This is a genomic window from Bifidobacterium cebidarum, assembly GCF_009193305.1.
GTDB classification, from domain to species: domain Bacteria; phylum Actinomycetota; class Actinomycetes; order Actinomycetales; family Bifidobacteriaceae; genus Bifidobacterium; species Bifidobacterium cebidarum.
Map to the genome: position 1 here is coordinate 397565 of NZ_WBVS01000001.1, position 15852 is coordinate 413416.

Here is a 15852-nt window from a genome sequence, read left to right on the forward strand (position 1 = left end):
GGACGGGCAAAGAGTTGAGACTTCCATTTCAGGCCAAAGCTCTCCGAGCCCTGCAATTAAGGAACCGCCTTCGGCGGTGCTCAACATTACCTCGCCGCTGTCGCGGCTCGGCGCGCTCGCGAAAGAGCCCACCGGGCTCTTTCTTATGCGAGCGCGCCCATCGGATCCCATGCAGGAAGCATGGTGGCGGGCTCTTCGAGGGCCTGCTGATACTCCTCCGGGAGCATGGCCTTCGGGACGGCCACCTCGTAGACGTACTCGGTGAACCAGCCGTCGGACATGGTGAAGTAGCCCTTGTCGGCGATCTTGGAGCCCCAGGAGTTCTCCACGCGCCAACGGCGGGTGGAGCCGTCATCGGCCACGTCAACGCCGGCGAATGCCATGGCGTGGTTCATGGCGGAATCGCCGAAGCGCACGCGGGCTTCCTTGTCGAGGTCGAAGTCCACGTCGTAGACCTTGCCGTATTCGAACAGATCGGTGGCCCAAGCGCCGTTCTCGCGATCCATGAAGGGATGGCAGTCGGCGCCGAACCACACCGGGATGCCCTGCTCAACGAGAATCTGCTTGACGCAGTCCTTCATGAACTGGTTCGGGACGTTGAGGTACTCGGTGGCGTCGCCGCCGGCCACGTTGCCCAGGTGCTCGATGCCGATCTTCTTACCCTTGGCATGCTCGGCACGCGGGTCGTCCACGAGGCACACGTAATCCTCGAGACCGGCCGGACCCACATACTTCTTCCAGAACTCCACCGGCGTGATCTCGCCGTCGCGGTGGAACTCGCCGTCCTTGTCGGTCCATTCCCAGTCGAAGGAGACCGGCGGCTCGCCAAGGTGGATGGTGAGGATACGGTGACCGGCGGCAGTGGTGTCAGACACAATCTGATCGATGGCGGCCTGATCGCCGGCGGCGGCGTACATGTGAGCCACTGCGGTGTGCAGCAGAGCACGCAGCTGGACGTTCATCTCACGGGTGTTCTTGGAGGATTCGGTCTCCGGGAACAGATCCTTCGGCACGGCACCGTACTTCTTGTACACGTTCATGGCCATGGTCCACTGGCCACCGTCGCCCATCACGTCGGCGAGCAGGTGCTGCACCAGACGGGAGTCGGACGGCTCGCCGGCTGCGACCAGAGCGGCCATATCCTTCAGGAAGTAGTTGACGCGCTCCAGCTTGTCGTAGTACATCGCGTAGTTCTGGGAGAACTCGAACTCCTTCAGGTTCATGTTCTTCTTGGCGATGAAGCGGGCCACGTTCAGGGAGCTGAACAGCCAGCAGCGGCCGGAACGATCCTGATGGGTGGCTTCGCCGTTATCGACCACGGTGGAGAAGCGGCGCTGCAGCAGGCGGGCACGATCGTAGTTGCGCGCCACCTTCTCGATGCCGGCTGCGGTCACGGCGTTCATGGCCAGACGGCTGGTGCCATCGGCGTCGAACTCGTCGCGCAGTGCGTTCAGCGCTTCGCCGGTGAGCGGCGTCAGTTCACTCATGTCTACTCCTTCTTTGGATTGGTGCGCTTGTGGCGCGGTTTTACAACGACTGCGGCACCTGGCGAAAGTGCACAGGTGCCGCAGTTCTTTTGCCTCTAGCAGTGTAGTCGAGGGCTTGTCATTCATGCAGGAATGCTTAGTTTTCAGCTTCCGCTTCGGCCGGCTGCTCGGATTCGTTGGCGGATTCAGCCTCCTGCTGATCGGATTCCGGCTCGCCGGCGCCCTTGCCCTGGTCAGGAACCGGGTTGACCACCGGCAGCGACTGAGCTTCCTCCTGCTTGTTCACCGCGTCGAACGCGAAGCCGGAGAAGGCCTGAGCGAACATGGAACGCAGCTCGGAGACACGCTGAGTGATGGTGGCCTCACGTTCCTGCAGGTCGGCGATGTGCTTGCTCAGGCTGTCAAGCTCGCTCTGAGCGGCGGCTCGACGCTCTTCGATCTGGGCGTCGGCATCCTCACCGGCCTTGTGCACGATGGCAGCGGCCTGCGCATCGGCTTCCTGACGCTTGTTGGCAGCGTAGGAGTCAGCCTCTTCGCGAGTGGTCTTCGCCTGGCTGACCAGTTCGTCGGCTTCCTTCTTAGCTGCGGCTCGACGCTCTTCAAGGTGGGAGAGCAGCTCATTGACCTTGGTGGTGGCCTCATCCTGCTGGGCGGCGATGTCGGAGCGAATCTGCTCCACTTCGGCGCTGACCTGGCTGATGGTGTTGGTGCGGCTGACCTCGGCCTCGTCGGTAATCTCCTGGGCCTTGGACTTCGCGGTGTCGATGATCTCACCAGCCTTGCGCTGTGCTTCGGTCATCATCTTGGAGACCTGCTCGCGCACGTCCGCCAGCTTCTTGTTGGCCTCGGCAAGTGCGGCTTCGATCTGATCGTTGGAGTCGGACTTCAGCTTGGAGATCTCCTCATTGGCGCTCTTACGCTGTTCGGCGATCTTCGCGGTGGCTTCGGCCTTCATCTCAGCGAGCTCGCGCTCCTGGGTGGCGCGTTCGGAGGACAGCTTCTTGTTGTGCTCTTCGCGGGCATTGCTGAGCTCGAGTTCAACGGCCTGACGCTGCTCGGTGATGTTCTTGGTGGTTTCGGAGCGAAGCTGATCGGTTTCCTGCTTGGCGGAGGAGGTCAAGGATTCGGCCTGATTATTGGCATTCTGCAGAATCGAAGAAGCTTTGGCGTTGGCATCGTCAAGAATGTGCTGGGCATCGAGCTTGGCATTGTTGATCAGAGTCTCAGCCTGAGCCTGAGCGGCGGTACGCGTCGCGGAGGCATCCTGCTTGGCGCGGTTGAGCAGTTCGGTGCTGGTCTGCTCGGCGGAGGCGAGCATCTGCTGGGCGTTGGCGCCCAGCGATGCGAAGCTGTTGTTCTGCGGCTTCTTGTTGCGCTCTTCCTGCAGCTGAGCCTGCAGCTGCAAAATACGATCATCATCCGCGGCAATCTGCTCGCGCATACTGGCCAGCGTCTTCTGGGCCTGGTTCAGGCTGTCCTGGGCAGCGTCGAACGCCAAGTCAACCTTCTCTTTATCATATCCTCGCAGCACCACCGGGAAACGATCCACCATGGCTGAATATCCTTTCACATCCATAAGCCTTTGGCATGTCCTCATGCACTGTAGCGCATAGGGGCACTGGAGACACACATTGATATGCAATCGTTACAATGCGTGCGAATGATGTTCTAGTTTGTTGCCGATACGCGCTCTTTCAGTCCGTGATGCGGACAGTTTCCCTCAGGGAGAGAACACGGGAAACGGCGTATGCTATGCGATGAGAATATCGGAGCTGGATGGCTTCAGATAATACCGAATCGCTTCGCGTACCACATCTCGCCCAGCCTCGACCTGTTGCTCGAGCGGCAGTCCATGCTGTGCCGAGCCAGCAGGGCGCACTGGAGGAAAGCTCACGAAACCGCCAAGAACACGATCCTGCGTGGCTGTCCAGTTCAGCAGATTGTAGAACAGCGAATTGCACACGAACGTGCCGGCATCGGAGCTTAGTGATGCCGCGATGGAATCATCGGTGAAATCCTGCAGAATGGAGCGCAATGGCAGACGAGTCCAGTACGCCGCAGGACCGTTGGGATCTATCGGCTTGCGGCGCTGAATCACGTTATCGGCATCCGGACGTTCGGCGTCCATCAGATTCGTGGCGCAACGTTCCAGCATGACGCTGCGAGCTGAATGCTTGAGTCCGGTGGCGATGATGATGTCCGGATTCGTGGCCTCGATGGTTTCCTTCAGCTGCGGCCATGCTTTGGTGAAGCTGACCGGAAGCTGCACGGCATGGATGGTCACGTGAACATCGTTCAACGGGTCGTCGGCCCCTGATGGCGCGCCCAGCCCCTGTTCGGCGATGGACTTGGGCACTTCATATGCCGGGTTGACATCCACGCCTTCATAATGGTCGAATCCGGAAATCACCACATTGAGTTCACGCATAATGCCTAGTGTAGCGTCTTGGCGCAGCTGAAAGCACTAGCGCATCTGCCCAGCGGCCTGGGCGAGCATGGCATGCATACGGGCGCGCGCCGCCTCCTTAGGGTCGAATCCTTCCAACTGCTCGGCGATGCGCTCGGCGGTTGGGATGTCTTCCAGCGTAGTGATCTTCAGGTTGGTCTCAGCGCCGGAGACAATGGCAACCGGCTCGTTCGGCAGATAATCGACCACCACGCGCGTATCGTCCGTGGGATGGAAATCCGGGTCCTGGGAGGCCAGTCCGTAGGCCTTGCGAATCGTGGAGAAGCGGAAGGATTGCGGCGTCTGTGCACGGAACGTGTTCGGACGGTCGGGAACCGACTTGACGACCTTCAAATCACCCAGATCCTGGGTCAGCAGCACGGTGTCGGTGGAGGCGTAGGCAACCGTGGCCGCCTTGAACTGGTCGAGGGCATCGATGGAGCCATCAATGGCGGACTGGGCGACGAATGGTCGGACGGCATCGTGAATGAGGATCTTGGCATCGCCTGGAATACCGGCCTGGGCCAAGGTGTCCAAAGCGGCCGCCGTGCTGTCCACACGTTCGGCGCCGCCATCGATGACCACGCGAACCTTGCCGTAACCCCGCTGGTCAATCAATGATTCGACCTCCCCGCGGACCTTGCTGTTGACCACCACGACGATATCGCTCACGCGCGCGCAACGCTCGAACGCCTCGATGCTCCAGCACACGATGGGCTTGCCACCTACGGATACCAGCTGTTTGGGATTGTCCGGATCGAATCGCGTCCCGAAGCCGGCTGCCAGCACCACGGCCACCACAGGTACGGCCTGGGGCTTGGAATCGTCAGCCATCGTATTCATTGCAGTCTCGTCTGCTCTCTCAGTCTCAGTCATAGGCTCCACCGTAGGGTGAGGCATGCCCGTCCGTGACCTGCCTCACATCTTCTCCACGGAATGTGCGCGCTAGTGGCGCACGATGAGGGCAAGCAGTCGGCCTTCATGGGCCTTGCCGGCGAGCGCGGCACGGCGATGCGAATACCACAGCGGGTTTTCCAGCGTGCACATGCTGCGGCTGATGTTGCCGATGCGCTCGGACAGTTCAGTCGGGCCTTCGCCATCGGTACGGCACAATTCGGCAAGCTCCGCGTCTTCCTCGAGGTATTCGGTAGCCGCATGCACGCGAGGCATCGAATCGACCACCTGATGCACGCCGGCGAATGCCAAATCGATCATCGCGGCTTCGGCGATGTCGATGCCCGCGCCGCCGAAGCGCGTCTGGGTTTTGGTCAACGGGAAACGCTTGATAAAGGCATCGGCGATCTCATCGCCCACCTCATAGCAATCGCCGCAAATGCGGGGGCCAAGCGTGGCGATGATGCGGCTCGGATCGGCACCTTTGCTTTTCATCAGTTCCACGGTGGCTCCGATGACGCCGCGTTCCAATCCGCGGCGGCCGCAGTGGGCGGCCCCGATGATGCCGGTTTCCGGGTCGGCCATCAGCACCGGTAGGCAGTCTGCGGCGAACATGCCAAGAGCGATGTCCGGGCGGGCGGTCACCTGACCGTCCGCTTCAATAGCGGGAAGCCCCGCTGCGCCATGGGTGCCGGAAGCGTCAAAGCCGAAGTCGACATTGGGATCATGACCTGGCTCATCAATGTCGATGGCAATGCCGGAGTGCACCTGGCTGACTAGCGAAAGCGGCGCATGTATCGCATCAGACAAGGCGATGCGATTGGAGAGCACAGCTTCCGGATCATCGCCGGACTTGCCGCCCAAGTTCAGATTGCCGTAGGCGCCGGTGCTGAGGCCACCGAGGCGTGTGGTGTATACCACGGTGATGCCGGGGGCCAGTGCGATCGGAATGGTCACCGGAATCGGCCGGCCATTGCGGTCGGTGGAGCTCATGGCACTGGAGTCGAGGATCTCATCACTGTATTCGGTCATATTGCGAGCTTTCTATATTGTCATAGCCATGCTTACCGTAATTCAGTGCAAGAAATTCCGGTACATAGTGGCAACAGCCGGAATTTCTTGCACTCAGTGTTCGTCAGTGCAAGGAATTCGGGAGAATAAGGCTGTCTTCCCGAATTTCTTGCATTGCCATCATCTCAGTGCAAGAAATTCAGGATTTATGGGATTATTTCCTGAAATCTTTGCACTGAGAAACCAGAACGATAAACAGATACGTAAAGATATGTAATTATTCGGCTTTCAGGGTGGGCTTTTTAGTGCGGGAACGAATGGCCGCATTGACGGGTACTTGATGCGGGCAGGGCATAGAGAACACATGCGCCGGATTATTGATGGCGGGCACCGGCAAACCGTCGGCATCCCTTAAGCCGTCTTCCGGCACGGTGAACACCAGAGGCCGCTCACCTGGCAGCAGGAATTCGACTTCCTGGCCGGGCTCGATCTTGTTGCGGCTCATCAGGGTCACGCGACCGCCTTCGTCGGCACTCCAGCTCAGCACTTCGCCGACCACCAGCCATGAGCGGAAGTAGGCGGAGCGGTCGGTGTTCTGCGTCACCTTGTGTTCCGGGTAATAGAAACCGGTGGAATAGTCGCGGTGGGCCACCTTGTCGGTTTCCCCCAGCAGCCATTCGGGCAGTTCAACGTGTGGAGCCGGGCGTACCGCCGCATGCTTCCAGTTGCTTTCAATCACTTCAATCGCCGTATTGGACTTGCGGCGGGTGGCACGGGCGTGGGAGCTCATACCGTCCGGTTCCGGAGTGGAAGCGGCATCGCCGGCTTCGACGCGTTCATAGCCTTCGTCGGCGACACCGGCGAAAGCCTTGTCGGCATTGCGCATGATCGCGTCCTCATCATCCGCCTTGCCGAAGTCCGGATCGCCCGGGCGAATCACCTGATCATGGAAGGGTTTCAATACCGTGCCATCGGCATCCTCGAAGCCGCGCTGAATCATGTACTCGTTCACCGCGGTTTTATAGGCATTGGTCATGGCGGCGATATAGTAAGCGCTTTTCGCACGACCTTCGATTTTCAGGCTCGTGGCACCGGAGTCGATCAGGTCATCCAAGTGACCCAGCATGTTCATGTCCTGCGAGTTGAACAGATAGGCGCCATCCTTGGTCTGTTCGATCGGGAAGTACTGGCCGGGGCGCTTCTCCTCCACGATCGAATACTTCCAGCGGCATGGCTGCGCGCATTCGCCATGGTTGCCGTCGCGGCCGGTCAGGTAATTGGAGAACAGGCAACGGCCGGAGAAAGCCATGCACATTGCGCCATGCACAAAGCATTCGATGTCGAGGTCATCCGGAATATTCGCGCGGATATCGCGCACGGCCTGCAAATCCATCTCACGGGCCAGCACCACGCGTCGAGCGCCAAGCTCGTAAAACGCGTTGGCGGCCTGATAGTTGGTCACGCCAGCCTGGGTGGAGACGTGCAGTTCCAGATTCGGCGCCACTTGGCGGGCCATCATCATCACACCGATATCAGAGACGATCAGCGCGTCCACGCCGGTGTCTTTGAGCTGGCCCACGTACTCGCGCATCGCCTCGATCTCGTTGTTGCGCGGCAACACATTGCAGGTCACGTAGACGCGGGCGCCACGCTCATGCGCATAGCGAGAGCCTTCCTCGAAGTCCTCAAGGCTCAGGTTCTTCGGCGCCGAACGCATGCCGAAGGCCTTGCCGCCGCAGTAGACGGCGTCGGCACCATAATCGACCGCGGTTTTCAGTCCGCGCAGGTTGCCGGCCGGAGACAGTACTTCCGGCTTCTTGCGTGTGGGGATTCTCATCGTCGTATTCATCACGCAATAGTGTAATGAATACATTGCACATGCCCATCCCGCCTGCATTATGGCGCCGAGGTCCCCTGCCGAATACGGTCCGAACCCTAGATATGGTCTGGCTGCCCAACATTGACTGTAGGTTTTTGGACACCGACTGTAGGTTTTTGAACGAAAAACGTTAGAAAACCTACAGTCGGTGTCCAAAAACCTACAGTCAGTGTTGGAAAACCTACAGTCATCGGTCGTCACACCGTTTTATGGGTGGGTATCGGTAGGCTGTGTCTCATGAAGATCGATATCGTGAGCGTATTCCCCGAATACTTCGAAGTGCTGAATCTGAGTCTGATGGGCAAGGCGCAGGACAAGGGCCTGCTGGAGATCACCGCGCACAACCTGCGTGACTGGACCCATGATGTGCATCATTCGGTGGACGATACTCCGGTCGGCGGCGGCGCCGGCATGGTGATGAAGCCGGAAGTGTGGGCGGAGTGCCTGGATGAGCTGCTGGGCTTGGGCGCTCCGGCGCAGCAGGAATCCTCTGCGCAGGCCGAGGCGGCAACCATGCAGCCGCCGGCAACTGACGCTCACGGTTCCGCCGCCGCTCCGGTACTGATTTTCCCGAATCCATCCGCACCCCTGTTCACTCAGCGTGATGCCACCGAGCTGAGCCATGCCGGGCATCTGCTGTTCGGCTGCGGTCGGTATGAGGGCTATGACTCGCGCATTCCTGATTATTACCGCGCGCAAGGCATCGATGTGCGCGAGTATTCCATTGGCGATTATGTGTTGAACGGCGGCGAAGTGGCGGTTTCCGTGATGCTTGAGGCCATCACCCGCCTGATGCCGGGATTCATGGGCAACCCGGATTCGATTGTGGAGGAATCCTACACCGGCGAAGGCGCGTTGCTGGAGCATCGTCAGTACACGAAGCCGGCGGTGTGGCGTGGTCTGAAGGTACCGGACGTGCTGCTTTCCGGCGATCACGGCAAGGTCGACCGATTCCGCCGCGATGAGGCGCTGGCCCGCACCAATGACATACGGCCGGACCTTATCAAAGCCTTGGATTGCAAGGCACTGGATAAGGCCGATCGCAAAACGTTGATGGCTCTGGGCTGGGAGGTTTCCGCCGCCCACCCGCGCAAGTTGAGCTGACGATCGCCGCTAATCAGTAACAGGTTCAATATAAAAGACGGCGGTCTCGCCGTAGTTGCGGCGCTCGGTGATTTCCCAGCCGTCGGGCGCGATGGGATCGTCGGAGCGAATCGAACGTTCGAGCATGATCACCGTGTGCTCGCTGGTGGCGCTGCCGGCTGCCAGATCGGAGAGCAGTTGATTGCAGGCATCGGTCTCATAGGCGTACGGCGGGTCGATGAAAATCACGTCGAACGGTTCGCCGAAGCCTTCGGCCACCGCTTCGGCCTTCTTCACCAGTACGCGGGCACGCAGATCGGTGCTCCATGACCGATTCTTCTTCAAATCAGCCAGCGTCTTGGTAATCAGCGCGGCAGCCGGGCGGGAGCTTTCCACGGCCACCAGTTCGCGGGCGCCTCGGCTCAACGCTTCAATGCCAAGTGCGCCCGTGCCGGCGAACAGGTCCAAGACACGGGCATCGTCCAGGACCCCCCATGAGTCCAGATGGGAGAAAATCGCTTCCTTGGTGCGGTCGGTGGTGGGCCGGGTGCCGGTCTTCGGGGTGGCGAGTGCCATGCCTTTGAATCGTCCTGAAATTACGCGCATGGCCACCAGCTTAGCCGCTGCCGAAAACTACTCCTGATCGTCCTGGACGTAGATGGCCTGGGTGATTTCCTCACGCAGCTTCACGAATTCCGGCATGGCGCGCACCTTCTCCATATTGTCCGGATCATCAGGGTCGCGCGGAAGCGTGATTGGAATATCCATTTTCACCGTGCCAGGGTGAGCGCTCATCACGATCACGCGGGTAGCCAGGAAAATGGCCTCATCCACGCTGTGAGTGATGAAGAACACCGTGCTGTGGCGTTCGCGCCAGATGCGCAGCAGCTCGTTCTGCAGTTTTTCACGGGTCAGGGCGTCCAGTGCGCCATAGGGTTCGTCCATCAGAATCAGGTCCGGCTCGGTGGCGAGCACGCGGGCGATCTGCGCACGCTGCTGCATGCCTCCGGAGAGTTCGTATGGCCGACGGTCGGCGGCGGAGGTCAGGCCCACCAGGTCAAGGAAGTGGTCGGCCTTCTCTTTGCGCTCGGACGCCGGCACCCCTTGCATTTTCATGCCGAACTCCACGTTCTTGCGCACGGTGAGCCATGGGTAGAGCGGCGGCTTCTGGAACACCACGCCACGCTTCGGACTGGGGCCGTTGATGGCCACGCCACCGGAGATCAGTTCACCGTCCGAAGGCTTTTCAAAGCCTGCGAGCATGTTGAGCAGCGTGGTTTTGCCGCAACCGGAACGGCCGACCACGCAAATGAAGTCGTGCTTGTTGATGGTCAGGTTGATGTCGTGCAGGGCGGTTACGTGATCGCCCTGCTGGGTGACGAAGCGCTTGTTGACGCCGCGGATATCCACGGCCACGCCCTGATCATCCATCGTCTTCTTTTCGGTGAGCTCACCCCAAGTGAGTGCGTTGTCGTTCGCCATGATAGGTCCTTTCTTACTGCGGATGAGCAGCCGCTACTGCTTGGCCACTTGGTCGATGGCATCGGTGTACAGCACGCTGGAGTAGTCGTCACTCACCTTGTCCAAGCTGCCCTGGGTCTTCAGGAATTCAGCGGTGTCCTTGAAAATGCCGGGCAATTGCCCATGGAAGATATCGCTTTGGTCCTTGGCCTGCGGGTAGGTGTATCCCTTGAATTGCTTCTTCACATCGGCCACCGAGTTACCGAGGATGGTGGAGATGGATTCTGCGGAATCATCCGTCTTGCTGGAGATGAGTCCGGCCGCGTAATTCTCCACGGCGGTCCAAGTGTCCATTACCTTCGGATTGGCCTTGATGAATGCGTCCGTGGCGAGCTCCATATCGTAGGTGGCGGAGCCGGTTTTGGCCGTGGCCGCGCTGGAGGTCACGATGGTGCCGCCGTCCGCCTTCAGCTTGCTCAAGACCGGATCCCACACCCAGGCCGCATCGATTTCACCGCGGGTCCAAGCGGCGGACATCTTGTCCGGATCAAGGTTGATGAGGTTCACGCTGGTCTCGTTCATACCGGCGTTGTGCAGGGCGGAAAGCAGCGAGAAGTGCGAGGTGGAGCCGAACGGCACGGCGATGTTCTTGCCCGCGAGATCCTTGATGGACTTGTAGTCGCCGCCGCGGGCCACCAGCGACTCGGCGTCGCCGATGATGTCATGAATCCAAATCACCTTCACCGGCAGGTTCAGCGGAGCGGATGCCGCGCGCACGGCCGGGGAGGAACCGGCGAGGCCGATGTCCAGTGAGTTCGAGCCGAACGCCTGGATCACATCGCCACCGGAGTTGAACTGGCTCCATTGGATGGTGGCGTTCGGCAAGCAGGCTTCCAGCAGTCCCTTGTCTTTGACGATCAGATCCGCGTTCGGGATGGCCTGCCATGCGATGCGGATGGTTCCGCTGAAGTCCTCGTTCTTAGCCGATGGCACTGGGCATTCGGCGACGGCTGCACCCGAGGTGTTGCCGACCAGTTCGTCGGCGGTCGGCATCTTGCCGCAGCCGGCGAGACCGGCAAGCACTGCTGCGGAAGTCAATAGCGCACCAACTTTACGAATTGTTTCACGACGTGTTTCACACAGGTTCTTCATCATGTTCAAGTCCTTCTCTTACGCCTACTCGGATGCTCGAGCGAGTGCTATTCCTTACCGACCCACGGAGTCACCAGATGGGTGATGCCCAGAATCAGCCAGTCGAGCAGCAAGGCCGCGATGCCGATGACGAAGATGCAGGCGATGGTCAGCGGTGTATTGAGTTCCGTGCCGGAGAGGTAGGCGAGCGCGCCGATGCCCGGAATGCCATTGTTGAGCTCGGCGGCCACCACGGTGGTCCATGCGAAGCCGACCGCCAGTCGAATGCCGTTCATAATGGATGGCAACGCGCTCGGGAACACCACGAACAGGAACGCCTTCGGGCGGGATGCGCCTAAGGATAGTGCGGAGTTCACGCGATCGCGATTCACGCCGTTGATGCCATCAACGGTGGCGAGCACGATCGGCGGGAATGCCGCAAGGAACAGCAGCCAGATCTTGGTGGTGTCGCCGATGCCGAACCAGACGATCAAGAGGCCGATGTAGCCCAGCGGCGGCAGCGCGCGAATGAAGTTGATGTAGGGCAGGATGATGCGGTTGAGCCAGCCGATTTCTGCCAGAATGAAGCCGACCAGCACGCCGACCGCAATGCCCAGCGCCATGCCGATGCCGATGCGTTCGAGCGAGACCACGAGATGCTGCCAGAGGAAGTACTGCTGTTCACCGCAGACGATGCGCGAGGAGCCCGCCGATGCCGGACGGCAGCTGTTGGCTTCGATGAACGCATCCCACACGGCTTTTGGCCCGGGCAGATACAGAGAATTGATCAAACCGGCCGAGGTCACGCCCCACCAGACGGCAATCAGCAGCATCAGCGAAATAATCGGCTGGATTTTCTTCGACTTCATCCACGCCGGCATCGGCTTGCGCTTGGCTGTAGCGGCGCCCTCCACAATCGAGGTGCCGACCACTGCCGTGCCCGCCACCACCGGAGTGTCTGGCGTATTCGACGTATTGGGAGCCGGTGTTGTCGCATCGCTCATAGTCATCTCTCCTTATTGTTCAAGTTCCTTCACCACGTTGCCGGCAGCATCACTGGTCGGCGTCAGCGGATGTGTCAGCTTGCGGATCGCGAATCGCGACTCCAGTACGAGCGGACAGTTCGCGGGCACGTTCGAGCTCGTGGAAGTCAGGCCATTCGATTGTGCTGCCTTCCGGTGCGGTACCAGTCGGCGTGATGCCCTCGTACTTGACGAGCAGACGGGCCTCTTCGCCGGTGACGCCCTTGCGCTTGACGCGCAGCACCTCAACGTTGTAGAGCACTCGGTCGCGGCTCAACGGGTAGATAATCACCAAGCACACGAACGTGAGCAGGAAGAATACGCCGGGCACCAAGGTCGCCACATTGTAGAGGGCGGTTTTGGTCGCGGCGGATTGCACTGCGGTGGCACCGGACTGATAGCCGACCCAGTCAAGCGACAATCCGGCAAGTTCGCCAGCCACAGCCTGACCGATCTTGCGGGCGAACGAATAGCATGAGAAACAGGTGGCTTCCTCGCGGGTGTCCCGGGTGACTTCGATATCGTCGATCACATCGGTGATCATGGCCCAAATCACCAGATTGAAACCCATCAGCGCGAAGTACATGAACACCGCGCCAAGCAGGAACACAATGCCATTGCGGGTTTGAATCACAAACAACAGCAACATGGAGACGGCACCCAGCGCCGAAGCGAACGAGCAAATGGACTTGCGCCCGAAGCGCCGGGTCAACGGCTTCACGAACGGCACCACCAGGAACATCACCGCCGTACCGAGCAGACCGGAGATGGAGGCGAGCGCCGCCGAACCGAATACATCGGTGTACACATAGGTCATCAGCTGGTTGCTGAACAGCTGCGCCACCAAGAGGCACAGGGCCGCGGCCACAATGCCCAGCATCGAGCGGGAGGAGAACGCGTTGGCGATCATATGCAGCGGCGAGCGCTTCTCGCCTTCCTTCGTGTTCTGGTCGGGATCGGGATGCACACGTTCGGTCACGTTGAAGTAGCAGATCAGGTAGCCGATGAATGCGGCGATGGAGACCACGGCGGCCACGATGGCGAAGATGTGGGTGCCGTCTCCACCACGGATGACCTGATGACCGTCCACCTTCTGATAGATCACGATAGGTGCCACGATACCGAGAATCAGGCCTCCGATGGTGCCGCCCATGCTGCGCATGGTGGACAGGCTGGTGCGGTCGTCAGCTTCGGCGGAAATGGTGGAGGCCAGGGAACCGAATGGGATGTTGACGCAGGAGTAGAAGAAGCACCACACCACGTAGGTCACGGACATGTAGACGATCTTGACCCACATGTCGGCGTCGATGGCGAACGTCTGGTACATGAGGAAGGAGAGAATCACGAGCGGTGCGGTGAATCGCATCATGGTTACGCGGAATTTACCGCCCGGATGGTCCTTGGAACGGTCGACTACCACGCCGACGGTCACATCCATTACCGCGTCGAGCACGCGCGCCAGCAGGAAGAGCGTGCCGACGATGGTACCGGGGATGCCCATGACCTTGGTGTAGAAAATCATGAACCAGGTGCCGGCAAACACGAACATGAAGTCAGTGCCGAAATCGCCGCACATGTATCCGATTTTGTCTCGCCAGCCGAATGGTCTGACGGCGGTCGAGCTACCGCCGTCCGCTGATGCTGACTTGCTGCTGTGTGTCTTTCCCATGATGTTGCCTCTCTAGTCTTGCGCTGCGCCGCATATCATTCGCGGGCAGCAGTCACGCTGTCCAAACCGTGGTTCCTTCCTTGATGGTTGCGAGTACGTTGCGTTCGCGGACGCGGGCCGCAGCTTCGGCGCTGTCCGCCGACGCGGCCAGCGGGTCCGCGTCAAGAATGGTCAGATCGGCGATTTTGCCGGCTTCCAGGGTGCCCTTACGTGCTTCCTCGCCATACTGGTAGGCAGCGTTGCGCGTGATGGCACTGAATGCCTCCCATGCCCCGACGCACTGCGACCGGTCGAGCTGCACGCCATGCTTGGTCACGCGGGTCATGGCGCACCATGCGGCGAAGATGAGGTCCGGCGGCACAATGGGTGAGTCGGTGTGGAAGGTGAAGGGAAGATCGTAGTCCAGTGCGTCATGCACCGCCGAGATGCGGGATGCGCGTGCGAATCCCAGGTTCTTGATGTGCGCATCACCCCAGAACCAGCAGTGGGAGACGAAGATCGAGGGAATCATGTGCACGGCAGCCATACGCGCGTATTGATCGTGGCGAGTGAGCTGGCAGTGGACCATCACCGGGCGCAGATCGAATTTGCCCAGTGTGGTGCTCGCATGATAGGCGGCGGTGTATTGGGTCAAAAACTGTTCGCTGGCGGCATCGCCATTGCAATGCGCCATGACTTTCCAACCACGCTCGAGTGCATGGTCAAGGAACGCGCGCATGGCTTCATCGCTGAGGATTCCCGCGCCTCGGTAGCCGGCCGGCTCGCTGGAGTTGGCGGATGCGGGCAGCGGCTCGTATGGCTCGGAGAGCCATGCGCCGCGTGCCTGCGGGGAACCGTCCACGAACAACTTCACACCACCAAAGCGCAGATGATTCAGGTACTGAATGCCTTCACTGGTGCCGCCGCTGGCATAAGAGCCAACGGATTCGAACACCGCATCCAAATCCTGCCCCATCATCGGATAGCAGGTCAGGTCAAGCTTGAGCTTATGGGCTTCAGCGAGTTTGACGAATCGCTCGGCATATCCGGGAGCAGTGGCTCCATCCTGACAAGTGGTGATGCCGTGGGACGCATATTCGTTCTGAATGTCCTCGGCCAGATCTTCAACGCTTTTACTGGGCATAACCGCCGGGTGCATCAGAATCGGCATGATTGCGGGCGTTTCGGCGAAGTAGCCGTTGAGTTTTCCATCGGCGTCTGTGCCATACACGCCGCCGGCCGGCGCTTCGGCATCAAGCTCGAGGCCAATCAAGCGAAGCAGTGCGGTGTTGCAGACGATGACATGGCCGGATACATGGGCGATGACCGTCGGCACGTCGCCCAATAAGGAGTCGAGCACATGACGGTCGGGATGCACGCCTTCGGCCAGCTCGTTCTGGTCATAATTGAAACCATGCAGCACGCCGCCTTGGGGCAGCGGGTGCGCGGCGAGGAACTCTGTGAGTCGTGAGCCGATTTCGGCAAAATCGGCGCAGCCGGCCAGGTCGGCGTCGGTGAGACGCTGACCCATGCCGGCGAAATGCGAATGGGAGTCGATGAAGCCCGGCATCAGACAGGCACCGGCCAGATCACACTCCTGCGGCTTGCGGCCACCTACGGTGATCATGGCGCCCGCGCGATCACGGGCTTCATCGAGGCCTCCCACGAAGACGATGCGGCCACGGTCATCCGTAAGCAGCGCTTCCGCTGTTGCGTCAGGCGCGGTCATAGTGCGGATTGTGCCGCCGGTGTAGAGCGTTGCCATCATCGTCTCCTCGTGTTGGTTAGTA

The 15852-nt window shown here is 60.1% G+C and carries 13 protein-coding genes; 1 reads left to right on the top strand and 12 read right to left on the bottom strand.

Features of this window, described 5'->3' with window-relative positions; all coding sequences use genetic code 11:
* Nucleotides 1-143 precede the first annotated feature (143 nt).
* The 6 genes from F7D08_RS01735 to F7D08_RS01760 form a co-directional block, all read right to left on the bottom strand.
* Complete coding sequence (locus F7D08_RS01735) at nt 144-1487, bottom strand: C1 family peptidase (protein WP_152208986.1); 1344 nt, start codon at nt 1485-1487, stop codon at nt 144-146.
* A 136-nt stretch (nt 1488-1623) separates the two neighbouring features.
* Complete coding sequence (locus F7D08_RS01740) at nt 1624-3039, bottom strand: cell division protein (RefSeq protein ID WP_152208987.1); 1416 nt, start codon at nt 3037-3039, stop codon at nt 1624-1626.
* A 198-nt stretch (nt 3040-3237) separates the two neighbouring features.
* A complete protein-coding gene (locus tag F7D08_RS01745; protein ID WP_152208988.1) occupies nt 3238-3915 on the bottom strand; it encodes a pyroglutamyl-peptidase I in 678 nt (225 codons plus the stop codon).
* A gap of 36 nt (nt 3916-3951) precedes the next feature.
* On the bottom strand, nt 3952-4776 hold the full coding sequence (locus F7D08_RS01750) for an IspD/TarI family cytidylyltransferase (RefSeq protein ID WP_319624257.1): 825 nt from the start codon (nt 4774-4776) through the stop codon (nt 3952-3954).
* A 102-nt stretch (nt 4777-4878) separates the two neighbouring features.
* Entirely contained in the window at nt 4879-5859 is a 981-nt protein-coding gene (locus F7D08_RS01755; RefSeq protein ID WP_152208990.1) for a polyphenol oxidase family protein, read from the bottom strand.
* Between the two features lie 256 nt (nt 5860-6115).
* Nucleotides 6116-7675, bottom strand: a complete 1560-nt coding sequence (locus tag F7D08_RS01760) for a peptidase U32 family protein (RefSeq protein WP_193316137.1) — start codon at nt 7673-7675, stop codon at nt 6116-6118.
* A gap of 279 nt (nt 7676-7954) precedes the next feature.
* Between F7D08_RS01760 and trmD the strand changes: the two genes are divergently transcribed.
* Complete coding sequence (gene trmD / locus F7D08_RS01765; RefSeq protein ID WP_152208992.1) at nt 7955-8821, top strand: tRNA (guanosine(37)-N1)-methyltransferase TrmD; 867 nt, start codon at nt 7955-7957, stop codon at nt 8819-8821.
* A 9-nt stretch (nt 8822-8830) separates the two neighbouring features.
* Here trmD and rsmD read toward each other — a convergent pair whose 3' ends face one another.
* The 6 genes from rsmD to F7D08_RS01795 are packed head-to-tail and all read right to left on the bottom strand — an operon-like array spanning nt 8831 to nt 15830.
* A complete protein-coding gene (gene rsmD, locus F7D08_RS01770; protein WP_193316138.1) occupies nt 8831-9406 on the bottom strand; it encodes a 16S rRNA (guanine(966)-N(2))-methyltransferase RsmD in 576 nt (191 codons plus the stop codon).
* 27 nt (nt 9407-9433) lie between these two features.
* Complete coding sequence (locus tag F7D08_RS01775) at nt 9434-10282, bottom strand: ABC transporter ATP-binding protein (RefSeq protein ID WP_226803235.1); 849 nt, start codon at nt 10280-10282, stop codon at nt 9434-9436.
* Nucleotides 10283-10315: 33 nt separating this feature from the next.
* Nucleotides 10316-11416, bottom strand: coding sequence for a taurine ABC transporter substrate-binding protein (locus F7D08_RS01780; RefSeq protein WP_226803237.1), 1101 nt, complete (start codon nt 11414-11416; stop codon nt 10316-10318).
* 44 nt (nt 11417-11460) lie between these two features.
* A complete protein-coding gene (locus tag F7D08_RS01785) occupies nt 11461-12396 on the bottom strand; it encodes an ABC transporter permease (protein WP_152208994.1) in 936 nt (311 codons plus the stop codon).
* Between the two features lie 49 nt (nt 12397-12445).
* Entirely contained in the window at nt 12446-14083 is a 1638-nt protein-coding gene (locus F7D08_RS01790; protein WP_152208995.1) for an MFS transporter, read from the bottom strand.
* Between the two features lie 52 nt (nt 14084-14135).
* Nucleotides 14136-15830: an amidohydrolase gene (locus F7D08_RS01795; RefSeq protein ID WP_152208996.1), complete on the bottom strand. Its 1695-nt coding sequence runs from the start codon at nt 15828-15830 to the stop codon at nt 14136-14138.
* Nucleotides 15831-15852: the final 22 nt, after the last annotated feature.

Excerpts from the sequence above, each read along its gene's own strand:
- F7D08_RS01735 (WP_152208986.1), bottom strand. The coding sequence starts at position 1,487 with ATGAGTGAACTGACGCCGCTCACCGGCGAAGCGCTGAACGCACTGCGC.
- F7D08_RS01740 (WP_152208987.1), bottom strand. The coding sequence starts at position 3,039 with ATGGTGGATCGTTTCCCGGTGGTGCTGCGAGGATATGATAAAGAGAAG.
- F7D08_RS01745 (WP_152208988.1), bottom strand. The coding sequence starts at position 3,915 with ATGCGTGAACTCAATGTGGTGATTTCCGGATTCGACCATTATGAAGGC.
- F7D08_RS01750 (WP_319624257.1), bottom strand. The coding sequence starts at position 4,776 with ATGAATACGATGGCTGACGATTCCAAGCCCCAGGCCGTACCTGTGGTG.
- F7D08_RS01755 (WP_152208990.1), bottom strand. The coding sequence starts at position 5,859 with ATGACCGAATACAGTGATGAGATCCTCGACTCCAGTGCCATGAGCTCC.
- F7D08_RS01760 (WP_193316137.1), bottom strand. The coding sequence starts at position 7,675 with ATGAGAATCCCCACACGCAAGAAGCCGGAAGTACTGTCTCCGGCCGGC.
- trmD (WP_152208992.1), top strand. The coding sequence starts at position 7,955 with ATGAAGATCGATATCGTGAGCGTATTCCCCGAATACTTCGAAGTGCTG.
- rsmD (WP_193316138.1), bottom strand. The coding sequence starts at position 9,406 with ATGCGCGTAATTTCAGGACGATTCAAAGGCATGGCACTCGCCACCCCG.
- F7D08_RS01775 (WP_226803235.1), bottom strand. The coding sequence starts at position 10,282 with ATGGCGAACGACAACGCACTCACTTGGGGTGAGCTCACCGAAAAGAAG.
- F7D08_RS01780 (WP_226803237.1), bottom strand. The coding sequence starts at position 11,416 with ATGATGAAGAACCTGTGTGAAACACGTCGTGAAACAATTCGTAAAGTT.
- F7D08_RS01785 (WP_152208994.1), bottom strand. The coding sequence starts at position 12,396 with ATGAGCGATGCGACAACACCGGCTCCCAATACGTCGAATACGCCAGAC.
- F7D08_RS01790 (WP_152208995.1), bottom strand. The coding sequence starts at position 14,083 with ATGGGAAAGACACACAGCAGCAAGTCAGCATCAGCGGACGGCGGTAGC.
- F7D08_RS01795 (WP_152208996.1), bottom strand. The coding sequence starts at position 15,830 with ATGATGGCAACGCTCTACACCGGCGGCACAATCCGCACTATGACCGCG.